The following is a 12,943-nucleotide window of genomic DNA, read 5'->3' as shown; positions in this document are numbered from 1 at the left end:
TCCTCCCTACCCCTCAACCAGCTTCATCAACAAATGACCATCATACATCGCCTGCTTTACCAATGCCGCCCCCGGCATCGTGGCCTGAGTATAGAAACTACTCTGTTCAAGCACGAGATCCTGATTATAAACGGGTAAGGACTGAGTACGGATACATTCCATTATCGCCGGATAGAGCACACTTTTTGCGCGGTTAAATTCGCCGCCGATCAAAACTTTTTCGGGGTTAAACAAATTCACCATGATTGCAATGGCCTGTCCCAAATTATGCCCCAGCTCGACAATGACTTGCCTGGCCAGCGTATCGCCTTCAACAGCCGCATCACAAATCTTTTCTATCGTCAGAACTTTGCCATGAAGGACGGAAGGATGACCTTCCCGTAAACGCTGTTCGACCTGCTCAATGACAGCTTTTAGGCTTGCAACCGTTTCCAAGCAACCGTGGTTACCGCAGAAACAACGCTTACCATAGGGCTTAATCTGAATATGGCCTAATTCGCCGATATTACCGATTCGCCCCTGAAGCACTACATTATCCAGTATGATACCAGCCCCCACCCCATGATGGATGGAAACAAGGATAGAGTTGGCAACATCTCTTGAGTTACCAAACAGCTTCTCAGCCAGAGCCCAAGAGCGAGTATCATTACCGATAAAAACAGGTAATCCCGTGGCTTCATGGATAGCCGGGCCAAGCTCTAAGTTATGCACATCATAATGCGGCATTTGCAGCACGATGCCTTTATCGGCGTTCACCAACCCTGGCAGCGATACAGCAATCGCGGTGATCCGATCCAGCTCACTCACATGATTGGCAAAGAAAGTATTGATTTCAGTAAGCAGCTTACTGAGCACTGCATCCTGATGTAATACTTCAATATCTTGCCGTTCCTCAACCAGAATATCACCGCCGAGTTCATGCAAGGCTATCGTTAAATACCCCCGCCCAAGACGAATCGACAAAAACTGCCACCCTTCGTTCGCTGGCACTAGGCCTATGGCCGGACGGCCCCGGCTAGTTGATTCCTGATATTGGGTTTCCTTGATCAGGTGGGCATCAATCAGCTCGCGGGTGATCTTGGTGATACTAGCAGGGGCAAGCAAACTGCGTTTCGACAATTCTATTCGTGAAATAGGGCCGTACTGGTCAATAAGCTTGTAGACGCTGCCGGCATTATTTCTTTTAATATGATCGATGTGACCAGGCTGAGCGACATACATGCCAATACTCCAGACATTAAAAGTGAAAATAAACGTTACAGGATTAATTTTTTTACTTTGCGAACTAATTGTGAAGTCGAATCTTTCAAGGACGTGATACCCATCACGGCCAATGCTCAATTGTAGCCATTTTTTGTGCTGAGAAGAGGGGACAAGCCCCCTTTTTAGGCAGTTTTTTTACAACCGAAATTTAAGACATTGTTACTTATGGCCCGCTATTAACCTCACCAACATTTCATCACTGTATACTCACCTTTTTGAACATGCCATTTTTGACTAAAGACATCAGCAGAGAGTTTTGACATAATGTCCTGCTGCTATTTTGCAGATGATTTGTCACAGAAAAACATGTTCAATTCGCCACGAGGTTAGCGGTGTACAAAATTAACGAAGTCTTTGAAACCATTCAAGGTGAAGGTGTATTTACCGGCGTTCCTGCCATTTTTGTCCGTTTGCAGGTCTGCCCTGTCGGTTGCGCATGGTGTGATACCAAACAGACTTGGACAGCAGAGCCACAAGATTTTTCTTCTCTAGAAGAGATTATGGCGAAGAAAGCTGATTCACCGCTTTGGACCAACCTTGATGCTGATGGCGTTGTTAACTTATTAACCGAACAGGGCTATACCGCTAGGCATGTTGTGATCACAGGTGGTGAACCTTGTGTCTACGATCTAATTCCGCTAACTCAGTCTTTAGAAGAGGCTGGCTTTCGCTGCCAAATTGAAACCAGCGGTACATCCGAGGTCAAGGCAACGACCGATACCTGGGTCACCGTATCGCCCAAAATCAATATGAAAGCGAAACTTCCCGTCTTGCCTTCGGCCCTAGAGCGTGCGAACGAAATCAAACATCCTGTCGGTACCTCAAAAGACATTGAACAACTTGATGTTCTACTTGAAGGTATTGCGCTAAAGGCGGATGTCAGCATTGCCCTACAGCCGATCAGCCAGAAGCCTCGGGCTACCGAACTTTGTATCGATACCTGTGTAAAACGCAATTGGCGCCTGTCTATTCAGACACACAAATACCTCGCCATTGCCTAAATTCAAATCATCTCGAATCAAGCTGAACACCTTTAATATCAGCCGCTAATTTACAGCGGCTGATTTCATCGTGACAGCCTTCACTGCGACTGATTTCATTCTTACAAATTAGATCCTTGCTCAATCTGCAAGACAGTGCCGCTCCTTTAACACACCTAATTTCACCCAAATCTATACTGAGCGCAAAACATAATAAATGTTTGGGGACTTTTTTATGCGCGCTTATCTAGGATATTGCCTTGTCGCTGTCTGCTGCCTTGTTCTTTCTGCATGTGGCGGCGGAGGGAAAGACGAACCTGTAGCAGTAGGTGAAGCTGCTCCTGTATCAACTAAATTTACTGTTACTGTTGATACTCCCGCTGATTTATTAACAGCCAAAACCCACAGCTTTAGCCTTATCAATAAAGCATTTGCTGAAGCCCAGGCCGATCTCAATGAACAAAACTTCGCGGCCGTCTGGCTTGACGACAAAGGGAAGATATTTGAACAGATAGACATCACCAGCTGGAACAGCTTGGGCAATGGCACCTATGAACTAGAAGTTGGCACCAATATTCGTATCAATGCGGTATTGTTGGTCGACTTATCCCCGACTCCTGATACCACCATTACAATCGGCGACGCCCTTCCTTCTCACCTCTATATCACACCGTTAACTGAAGAGAGGATTGGCGTAGACTTGAAGTCAACCCTGGCTTATTACGCCTTAACCCAGCGCATATTGCTCGATGAGAGCTGGGGGGTTTTCGAAGAGGTTTTCTTCAATGCATCGCGTAGCAAAATCTTCCGATTCCAGCAGGATCTTAACGCTATCGCTGACGATCTCGAAGCCACTATACTTCCCAAAGTCGGCTTGCAGGGCATCAGACTCCGGGATTTACTGTCACTTTCAATCGTTCAGACCATGACTAAAGGCAGAATGGAGCGGTTTGTCACAGAGCAGGCCGCTGCAAAAGCCAACATCCAGTTAATATTAAATAACGGATACTGGGAAATCAGTACCTTCAGTTCTAATGACGGCAGTGGGATCCTTACTGAACAAACCTCCTATAGCGGACAAGAAACTGAACTTGGAGAAACCAGTGTTGAAGAATACCGTTGGGATAAAAATGGTGGTGAAGATATCTCGCTGACTGAGGTTTTCACCTATCTCAGTGACTCGACCGACTTTGGGTCTGACGATATTACCCATTTTGTTTTAACCTCGGAAGGTTGGGTTGGCCTATTTAACTACCTAAAAGTAGAAGTAGCAACATCAGCGACAATGCTGTTGACCGATGCGGCTTTGAGCAAAGACGATGAAGCTGGTATCACTATGGATGCCAAGGTTTATCCCCTGGCCAGCAAAAAAATCCATGACTTCCTTTCAAGCAAAGACAATCATTACATCACCCGTTACATTCAGGAAGATGCAACATTCCAAGAAGGCGCATTCGGGTTTTATTTCACCTGGCGGCCTGAAAGCGAAACTTACCTGTTGTGTGACAACCGAAACAACAATACGGCCACGGCCTGTAGGGTCTCTCCTGCCTCCCTGCCCAATAGCCCCTATCCCGAGCTAAGCGATGTGCTTACTTCCCCCGACTTAGCAGTGGTTGAAAGCACAGTCGAAAATATTAACGCGGTTAATGGATTCAAAATTGCAGACAACGTCGTTGTCGAACTGATAGAAGACAACGTCTTTACTGCCAGATATTGGGTCAATATTGCAGCCGATAGCTGGAGTGTACAGGAGGTAAGTGCATGGGCCCCCATTAACGCCTCCGGGCAAGCCATGTTCCGGTTTGATGTGCCAGATATCATCAAACAGCTGTCAGATAATTACCGCTTTGCTCACCAGAACCTATTTCTGGTCAAGGACCGCGATTTTGTCCATATCGGTGAAACCTTGCTCGATAAAGAAACATTCCATTACTCAGGTTTTGACGATAATGCCAAGCTGCAGATATTTGAAGCTGCAAGCCGAGATAACCTGCCCCCCTTTGGCGTCTGTAACTTTAGCAATATGTTCGGTGCCAACATGAGCAATTACCTCAATGCCGTGACAGAATGCGGGGGTGACGAACGTTTTACTACTCAATCCGTCAACGACTTCATCAATCAGCATTTGATACAAATCTCCGAGCAAGGGGACATTTCCACAACCATACTTCGTAGCAACAATAGCTGGGAGTCTTACAGCAATACAACTCTAGAGTCAGCCAATCGCCGATGGGCTCTGACTGAAGAGGGGTATTTGCAACTAACACCGAATACAGCCAATCCTGATGATTTCGATTATTGGGCGTTAACCAATTTGGATCGTGACAGGGGGATTCTGGCAGTCAAAGTGTACTCGGCAGACCCGGAAAATGGTAATAATCAGATCTCCACCTTGATGACCAAAGAGTATGCCCCCGATCAACTGGCAACCTGTACTGACCAAGACTCTGGGTGGGATCTGCCAACGACCAGCCCTATCACCGTAAAAACCCTAGCTCAGTATCAAAACCAAGCCTCACAATGTAATGAAACCTGGGAGCAACGGGTACCTCGTTTTACTGAGGCACTGTTAATTGGGCAAACTGGCAATACCAGTGACGACAAAGCCCTACGGTTTTCCGGTGACAGCTCGCGCTTCTTGCAACTCAGTGATGAGTTTATTGGTGACTTTTTCAAAGGTCGATACTTAGATTCTGACGGTTGTGGTTTTGACTTTGAAATTCTCTGGAAACTCGAAGAGGACGGCACGCTCTACTATGAAGCAGTCGACGGCTCAATGAATGAACGGATATCGATGACTGACACGGACGGTTTCCGCTTTGCTATCAAAGCATTCAACCACCAGACTCGTTGGCAGACTGATGAAACCTTACAATTCGGGGCTGAAGACGGCGAGGTATGGAGCGACATAGTATCTCTGGTCGATGCTACGAGTGTCCCTAATATTGTGTTAGAAACCCCAGCAGAGGGAGAAACTGCAGGTACAGTCCTCAATGATGGACTGGAATGTATCCTTCCTCCGCCTCCAACAGAACCGGAGCCTACACCATAAATCACCCTGCCACTGATTTAATACACAGTAATTTAAGCAAGTAAAAGCTCGAATCAGCGAGCTTTTACTTAATTTCCACGAAAATGCTGATACTTTCCAAATTCTGTTTTTTTTGTGATCCAAGTGTCACGTTCAACTTCACAATAACCAGAGCTACACTATTTTTTAACAATCGTAGCAATTACACTATGCGCATATAAAACTATAAAAAATAACAGACTGAACTGTTATCTGAACCAACCAAAGTCGTTCTTCATCCAGATCAGAATCAAAGCAATTAAAGTCGTCGTTGCGTAGCTGCTGTATTTGGCAAAAAGAAAGGTCAGGGGCGGAATCTATTCAGTTTGCGACGAAATGCCCTACAAAAGAGATCATGGAAGATGCGCTTAACAATTGCTCACAAACTCCTCTTAACGCTTTTTATTGTATTTACCGTCGTGCTGATCACGTCATTAGCCTATGAGTCACGCCAGCAGAAGGCTCTGCTCGAGTCCGTAATTAGCGAGCAGACATTAGATAAAGCGGGTAACTACTTTGACAGCCTGAATATGATGATGCTGACAGGCACCATGGCCCAGCGGGAAACCTTGCGCGATAAAGTGCTCTCCCACAACGGGATAGAAAACGTCCGTGTTATTCGCAGCCCGGCGGTGACAAATATATTTGGTCCCGGCCTGAAAGATCAGGCACCTGTTGATGAATTTGACCAGCGCGCCCTTAAAGGCGAGCGGATCACCGAAACGATCAATACCAATAACGGCCAAACCCTGCTTGTTGCCCTGCCAATGAAGGCCAGCGCCAATTACCGTGGCACTAACTGCCTGCAGTGCCATATTGTGCCAGAGGGGGAAGTATTAGGAGTGGTAAGGTTGGAATATAACCTCGTCCCACTCTATCAGCGCGTCAACGAACAACTCCTGGTTGCCGGCGGGATCATGGCAGCCATTGCAGCTACCGGTTTCCTTTTCTCACTCACCTTGATCCGTCGAATGATCGTTCGCCCGCTGCGCCGGGTGTCGGACTACATGAAGCAAACCAGCATCAATAAAGATTTAAGTAGCCGCCTGAACGAAACCCGTACCGATGAAATCGGCGAGTTATGCCACAGCTACGATCAACTGCTCGATAATTTCTCAGCCAGTCTGCAGCAGGTACAAAATACCTCAGAATCGCTGACACAGCAGGCCAACCAGTTAATCAAGGTGTCGGCAGACACGACCACTGCCGCTGATAGCCAGCGTAACGAAACGTCTGAAATGTTCACGGCTATCGATGACATGCAGCATCAGCAGCATGATGTCGAGCAACGGACCACAGAGGCCGCCACACTAAGCCAAAATGCCTCCCAGTCAGCCATTCTAGGTACCCAACTGGCTAGTGAAGCAGGCAATGACATAAAACTCTTGGTAACCGATATTGAAAACGTCAAACACCGTATCGATAACCTCAATGAGCAAAGCCAGCAAGTCGCCAGTATATTGGACGTGATCCGTGCAATCGCAGAGCAAACTAACCTGCTGGCTTTAAATGCTGCCATCGAAGCGGCTCGAGCCGGAGAACAAGGTCGTGGCTTTGCCGTTGTTGCTGAAGAGGTGCGCAATCTGGCCAACCGCACCCATCAGGCAACTGGCGATATCCAGTCAATTATCGAGGCGCTGCACAATGATTGTGAAGCCTCCGCCAGTGCTGTTGAAAATACCTGCCAGACGGCCTATAGCAAAATGGCGACCATCGAACAGCTTTCTCAGGCTTTGTCTGAAATAGGTGGCGGTATTCAAGTGGTTAATAACCACGCGAATGACATCCAGCAACAAAGTACCACGCAAGCCAATATGGTCGATTCCATCAGAACAAAAGTCGAAACCATCACCAGTCATGCAGACGATACCTCCGCCCATGCACTACAATCTCGTGAGATTAGTGTAAATCTTGAACAGTTGGTAGAACAACTAGAGCGATTACTTCATCAATTTACCCTTTCAAGTGATAACAAAGCTTGATGCTTGACGTAAGACAGGTAATATTGCTCTTTCGGACTGTATCTTTAAGCACAGATCTAAAAGTGCCTTAACGGAGAATAATTTAAACATGACTTACGCGCCTGTAACAGACGTACTAAGCGGAAAGCTAGCAGTAGACACTGAAGTCACTGTTCGTGGCTGGATCCGCTCACGTCGTGATTCCAAAGCTGGGATCTCTTTTCTTGCCATTTATGACGGCTCTTGTTTCGACCCGATTCAGGCCGTGGTCCCTAATGAGTTAAATAATTACCAGGAAGAAGTACTTAAACTGACGACTGGTTGCTCTGTTGAGGTCACAGGCAAGATTGTTGAATCACCAGCAAAAGGTCAGGATTTTGAACTAGCAGCGACTGAAGTAAAAGTTGTTGGCTGGGTTGAAGATGCTGATACTTACCCAATGGCGAAAACTCGTCACTCTATCGAATACCTTCGTGAAGTAGCTCACCTGCGCCCACGAACCAACGTGATCGGTGCGGTTGCACGTGTTCGTAACTGTCTATCTCAGGCAATTCATCGCTTCTACCACGAGCAAGGTTACTTCTGGATGTCTGCACCACTGATCACAGCATCTGACTGTGAAGGTGCCGGTGAAATGTTCCGCGTATCAACGTTAGATCTGGTGAACACACCAATGACTGACGCTGGCGAAGTTGACTTTGATAAAGACTTCTTCGGTAAAGAGACGTTCCTGACAGTATCAGGTCAGTTGAATGCTGAAACTTACGCTTGTGCCCTAAGCAAAGTGTACACATTCGGCCCAACGTTCCGTGCTGAAAACTCAAATACCAGCCGCCACCTAGCTGAATTCTGGATGGTAGAGCCTGAAGTTGCTTTCGCAGAACTTGACGATGTGGCAAAACTGGCTGAAGACATGCTGAAGTATGTGTTCAAAGCCGTTCTTGAAGAGCGCCGCGACGATCTTGAGTTCTTTGCCCAGCGCATCAACAAAGAAGCGATCACTCGTCTTGAGCAGTTTGTAGATTCTGACTTTGCTCAGGTTGACTACACTGACGCTATCGAAATCCTAAAAGCTTCTGGTCGTGACTTCGAGTTCGACGTTGAGTGGGGTATCGATATGTCTTCTGAGCACGAGCGCTACCTTGCTGAAGAACACTTCAAAGCACCAGTTGTAGTTAAAAACTACCCGAAAGACATCAAAGCGTTCTACATGCGTATGAACGATGATGGCAAGACTGTTGCGGCGATGGATGTTCTAGCACCAGGCATCGGTGAAATCATCGGTGGTTCTCAGCGTGAAGAGCGTTTAGAGCTTCTAGACAAGCGTATTGAAGAGATGGGTATCGACCCTACTCACCTAGACTGGTACCGCGACCTACGTCGTTACGGCACCGTGCCTCACTCAGGCTTCGGTCTGGGCTTTGAGCGTCTGGTAACTTATGTAACTGGTATGGCTAACATCCGTGATGTGATCCCATTCCCACGTGCACCGCGTTCTGCTAACTTCTAATCTGAAGTTACCCTGAATATGAAAGGCTACCCTCGGGTAGCCTTTTTTTGTTTATATCAAGATTGATATTACTCTGCTTCACCCTGCTCCTGAGGGCGGAAGCGTTGCTGCACGCCTAACAGGAAATTACGTAAAATCTGATCTTTACACTCACGGTAGTGCTTATTGTCCGGCTTTCTGAAAAAAGCACTCAACTCATGCTTACTCATATCGAAATCGACAGATTTCATAATATCGAGCACATCTTCAGCCTTTAAATTCAATGCAATACGTAGCTTCATGAAAATCATGTTATTGGTAAGACGTGACTCAGGCTCAGGCTGTACGCCTTCCTTCTTGCCGCGCTTTGTATTAATCAGGCCATTCAGAAAAATTGCGAGCTCACGATCAGTACATTTTTTAAAAGCCGCATCATCTTCTTTCTTCAACCAATCGCTAACTTGCTCACGTGTTACCTCATGGTCAGCAGCAGCAAAAACACTGATCATCGCCGAATCATTAAAATCAAAGGTATAGCGAATACGTCGCAAGATGTCGTTGTTGAGCACAGTAAATCCTAGTAAATAAGTGCAGCATTGCCGAAATGACGTGCTGCGAAGTTGTCTCCTATTTTACCAGATATATCGTCCATTAGTTTACAAACGCTGATTTAAAGCTGGTATAGTGGCCACCTTTCACAGATCACGCGAAGAAACAACGTACATGAAAACTCAACCCAATAACCCGCTGCATGGCATTACCCTGCAAACCCTACTCGGCGAGCTGGTTGATCACTATGGCTGGGAAGAACTTGGCAGACGGGTCAATATCCGCTGCTTTAACAGCGAACCAAGCATAAAATCGAGCCTTAAGTTTCTCCGCCGTACTGAATGGGCAAGAAAGGAAGTTGAACAGCTGTATCTTGATACCTTCTTTATCTAACTCTCCAATGCGGTCAGTGCATTTATTGAAAAGTCCCCTACTCGCGTTAACTAAGAACAAAAAAGGCCAGCACTGATAGTGCTGGCCTCATCATTGTTCAAGACTGAATCAAACAGTCACAGGCTGAGCGGATGCTTGCTCACCGGCTTGGTTCGGCTCGTCTTCATCTTTGACCATGAACACCATCAGGCCGGCAAAGACCATTGATGCCCCGCCAAGCACTATTGCCATCATGGTATCGCCATCAAAAGCCCAACGGGTGAAGAAACCTAAAATACCCGCTGCCAAAATCTGCGGTAGCACAATGAAGAAATTGAATACCCCCATATAGAAGCCCATCTTCTTCGCTGGCAGCGCGCCGGCCAAAATAGCATAAGGCATACACAGGATACTGGCCCATGCCAAACCAATGCCCACCATATTTAGCATCAGCATTGATGGCGTTTCGATCAGTGAAATAGAGGCTAGGCTCAGGCCACCGATGATCAGGCTCAAGCTATGGACAAACTTCCGGCTGGTGCGCTGGGCAAGCCAGGGCAATGCAAATGCTGCGAGCGCTGAGATGCCATTGTAGGCTGCAAAGCATAATCCAACCCAGTCAGCCCCTTCGTTATACAACGCAGAGCTGGTATCAGAGGCACCGAATATGTGTGATGTGACTGCCGAAGTGGTATAAATCCACATCGCAAATAGAGCAAACCAAGAGAAAAACTGGACCACGGCAAGTTGTACCATTGTCTTTGGCATCGCTTTGATGTCGGTGATGATCTCTTTCAAACTGGCTTTTTCTTCTGGCTCAAACGACTCATTGTTAAACTTAGCCAGCTCTTGCGGTGAATACTCCTTGGTACGGAGCACTGTCCATAGGATCGAACCAATGAACACAACCGCGCCGCAGATAAAGGAAATTTTTACAGATGGCGGGACCTCTCCGGCAGGCGCTGTATTTGCCACGCCAAACACATTGCTCAGCAGGTAAGGCATGGCAGAGGCGACAACCGATCCTACACCAATAAAGAAGGTTTGTACCGCAAAGCCCTGGGTACGCTGCTCGGATGGCAGGTTGTCAGCGACCAACGCGCGAAAAGGCTCCATTGAAATGTTTATCGATGCGTCAAGGATCCACAGCATACCTGCAGCCACCCATAAATAGGGGGAATAAGGCATAACAATCAGAGCGAGCGATGATGCAATCGCACCAAACAAAAAGTAAGGACGGCGACGGCCTAGGCCTGTCCAGGTGCGGTCACTAAAATAACCGATAATAGGTTGCACTAGTAAACCTGTTAGAGGTGCTGCAATCCATAAGACAGGGATTTGATCAATACTTGCTCCCAAGGTTTCAAAAATCCGGCTGACATTGGCATTTTGTAGACCAAAGCCAAACTGAATCCCCATGAACCCAAAGCTCATATTCCATATTTGCCAAAACGAAAGGCGTGGCTTTTCCATTGATATATCCCCGATATATACCACCGTAACCTGAAATTCTGCGGCTACTGTGGCAATTTTCCAACCTTCGGCCGAATATGATGAAGACTGCAATAATCGTAATTTGGCATGTTTATCGCTTGGGTGAAATTAAAGCAGGATTTTTATACCCTTTAGAATCATAAACAGACCGGATTCATCATATTTGACCGTTTTCCATCGGGGAGTGATCCTATGTGAAGCTCACCCCTACCATCTGTGATCAGTTTCACACCAACAAATTCCCACATGCGGAAATCTTGTAAAATTACCACTTTTTATGTTTTTAATACGAAAATAAGCCCAAAAAGTATATATTTACACCTTCTTGGGTGATTTTTTGTCGTAATTTTATTGCAAAATTAATTACTGATTAATGTGGAAGCCAGGTGCGAGTTAAGCAAAAGCTATAACTATGAGCGGCTTTGAAAAAATCTTTCATGAAATTGTTGCATTTTGTTGTCAATAGTTGCTTACAAAGGGTATAAATAAGGTTATGACCGTTTGTTTTTATCAGCATGGATGACCACAATGTTTGAGAAAATTACTGCTGCACCTGCCGACCCAATTTTAGGCCTGACTGAAGAGTTCAAAAAAGACACCCGCCCAGAGAAAATTAACCTGGGTGTCGGTATCTATAAGGACGAGTCAGGCAATACCCCTGTTCTGGCAACGGTAAAAAAAGCAGAAGCCATTTTACTGGAAAAAGAGACCACTAAATCTTACCTGAGTATCCCGGGTACAGCAGAGTATGGTTTAGCTGTTCAGCAGTTACTTTTCGGTGCAGATGCATCAATTATTTCAGACAAACGCGCACAAACAGCCCAGGCACCTGGTGGTACCGGTGCCCTGCGTGTCGCTGCCGAGTTTATCAAGCGTCAGCTTGGCGATGTGAAAGTGTGGATCAGCAACCCAACATGGGCAAACCACATGGGTGTATTTAAGGCGGCTGGTTTGGAAACCGCACAATACGCTTACTACAATGCTGAAACCAAAGACATGGATTTTGACGCAGCGCTGGTTGATTTGGCTAATGCCACCCCTGGCGATATTGTCCTGCTTCACGGCTGCTGCCACAACCCAACGGGTATCGACCCAGATGCTGAACAGTGGCAGAAGCTGGCAGAATTGTGTGTTGAGAAGCAACTGCTACCAATGTTCGACTTTGCCTACCAGGGCTTTGCCAAAGGCGTCGAGGAAGATGCACAAGGCCTGCGAATTTTCGCCGCTCAGTGTAAAGAACTGCTTGTTGCGAGCTCATTCTCCAAAAACTTCGGTTTGTATAACGAACGTGTTGGTGCATTTACCCTGGTTGCTGAAAACACCGAGCTGGCAGTGACGGCCTTTAGCCAAGTGAAGAGCATTGCCCGTGTTATTTACTCGAACCCTCCTGCACACGGCGCTGCCATCGTCACTGAAATCCTAAACAATGCCGAACTGCGTGCAGAGTGGGAGCAGGAAGTGGCTGACATGCGTGACCGTATTCAGGAAATGCGTACTCTGTTTGTGCAGACACTCAAAGATCTCGGTGTAGAAGCCGACTTCAGCTTCATTGAACGCCAGAACGGTATGTTCTCTTTCTCTGGCCTGAATAAAGATCAGGTTAACCGCCTAAAAGAAGAGTTTGGTATCTACATTGTTGGCTCTGGCCGTATCAGTGTTGCTGGCATGACAAAAACTAACATGCCACCGCTATGTAAAGGCATTGCAGCAGTACTATAAGCAAAACTCGCACTGTAAAAACAAAAAGGGCGCTCTCAGCGCC

The 12,943-nt window shown here is 46.7% G+C and carries 9 protein-coding genes; 6 read left to right on the top strand and 3 right to left on the bottom strand.

The genetic code is table 11. The annotated features are described in order from the left end of the window. Window positions 1-6 precede the first annotated feature (6 nt). Window positions 7-1,221 carry a sugar metabolism global transcriptional regulator Mlc gene (gene mlc, locus AC51G0_RS06505; RefSeq protein ID WP_496301246.1) on the bottom strand — a complete coding sequence of 405 codons (1,215 nt, stop codon included), beginning with the start codon at window positions 1,219-1,221 and terminating at the stop codon, window positions 7-9. A 374-nt stretch (window positions 1,222-1,595) separates the two neighbouring features. Between mlc and queE the strand changes: the two genes are divergently transcribed. From queE to asnS, 4 genes are all read left to right on the top strand, one after another. Continuing rightward, window positions 1,596-2,264, top strand: a complete 669-nt coding sequence (gene queE, locus AC51G0_RS06500) for a 7-carboxy-7-deazaguanine synthase QueE (RefSeq protein ID WP_496301245.1) — start codon at window positions 1,596-1,598, stop codon at window positions 2,262-2,264. Window positions 2,265-2,478: 214 nt separating this feature from the next. Further along, on the top strand, window positions 2,479-5,298 hold the full coding sequence (locus tag AC51G0_RS06495) for a hydrogenase expression protein HypA (protein WP_496301244.1): 2,820 nt from the start codon (window positions 2,479-2,481) through the stop codon (window positions 5,296-5,298). Window positions 5,299-5,678: 380 nt separating this feature from the next. Further along, on the top strand, window positions 5,679-7,298 hold the full coding sequence (locus AC51G0_RS06490; protein ID WP_496301243.1) for a methyl-accepting chemotaxis protein: 1,620 nt from the start codon (window positions 5,679-5,681) through the stop codon (window positions 7,296-7,298). A gap of 88 nt (window positions 7,299-7,386) precedes the next feature. After that, window positions 7,387-8,787 (top strand): asparagine--tRNA ligase, encoded by a 1,401-nt coding sequence (gene asnS / locus AC51G0_RS06485; RefSeq protein ID WP_496301242.1) that lies wholly within the window; start codon window positions 7,387-7,389, stop codon window positions 8,785-8,787. A 68-nt stretch (window positions 8,788-8,855) separates the two neighbouring features. On the opposite strand, the gene AC51G0_RS06480 is transcribed toward asnS, so the two are convergent. Beyond that, window positions 8,856-9,335 (bottom strand): YehS family protein, encoded by a 480-nt coding sequence (locus AC51G0_RS06480; protein ID WP_496301241.1) that lies wholly within the window; start codon window positions 9,333-9,335, stop codon window positions 8,856-8,858. A gap of 154 nt (window positions 9,336-9,489) precedes the next feature. On the opposite strand from AC51G0_RS06480, the gene AC51G0_RS06475 reads away from it, so the two are divergent. Next, window positions 9,490-9,708: a VF530 family protein gene (locus AC51G0_RS06475; RefSeq protein WP_496301240.1), complete on the top strand. Its 219-nt coding sequence runs from the start codon at window positions 9,490-9,492 to the stop codon at window positions 9,706-9,708. A 108-nt stretch (window positions 9,709-9,816) separates the two neighbouring features. On the opposite strand, the gene AC51G0_RS06470 is transcribed toward AC51G0_RS06475, so the two are convergent. Continuing rightward, entirely contained in the window at window positions 9,817-11,160 is a 1,344-nt protein-coding gene (locus AC51G0_RS06470) for an MFS transporter (protein ID WP_496301238.1), read from the bottom strand. Between the two features lie 549 nt (window positions 11,161-11,709). On the opposite strand from AC51G0_RS06470, the gene AC51G0_RS06465 reads away from it, so the two are divergent. Further along, window positions 11,710-12,900 (top strand): amino acid aminotransferase, encoded by a 1,191-nt coding sequence (locus AC51G0_RS06465; protein WP_496301237.1) that lies wholly within the window; start codon window positions 11,710-11,712, stop codon window positions 12,898-12,900. The last annotated feature ends 43 nt before the right edge of the window (window positions 12,901-12,943 follow it).

Source organism: Photobacterium sp. HL06 (assembly GCF_059552575.1).
This window is presented reverse-complemented; position numbering and strand designations above follow the sequence as displayed.

What these genes read in the sequence shown, in the direction of transcription:
- mlc (WP_496301246.1), bottom strand. Translation starts at nt 1,221, where the DNA reads ATGTATGTCGCTCAGCCTGGTCACATCGATCATATTAAAAGAAATAAT.
- AC51G0_RS06495 (WP_496301244.1), top strand. Translation starts at nt 2,479, where the DNA reads ATGCGCGCTTATCTAGGATATTGCCTTGTCGCTGTCTGCTGCCTTGTT.
- AC51G0_RS06490 (WP_496301243.1), top strand. Translation starts at nt 5,679, where the DNA reads ATGCGCTTAACAATTGCTCACAAACTCCTCTTAACGCTTTTTATTGTA.
- asnS (WP_496301242.1), top strand. Translation starts at nt 7,387, where the DNA reads ATGACTTACGCGCCTGTAACAGACGTACTAAGCGGAAAGCTAGCAGTA.
- AC51G0_RS06475 (WP_496301240.1), top strand. Translation starts at nt 9,490, where the DNA reads ATGAAAACTCAACCCAATAACCCGCTGCATGGCATTACCCTGCAAACC.
- AC51G0_RS06470 (WP_496301238.1), bottom strand. Translation starts at nt 11,160, where the DNA reads ATGGAAAAGCCACGCCTTTCGTTTTGGCAAATATGGAATATGAGCTTT.
- AC51G0_RS06465 (WP_496301237.1), top strand. Translation starts at nt 11,710, where the DNA reads ATGTTTGAGAAAATTACTGCTGCACCTGCCGACCCAATTTTAGGCCTG.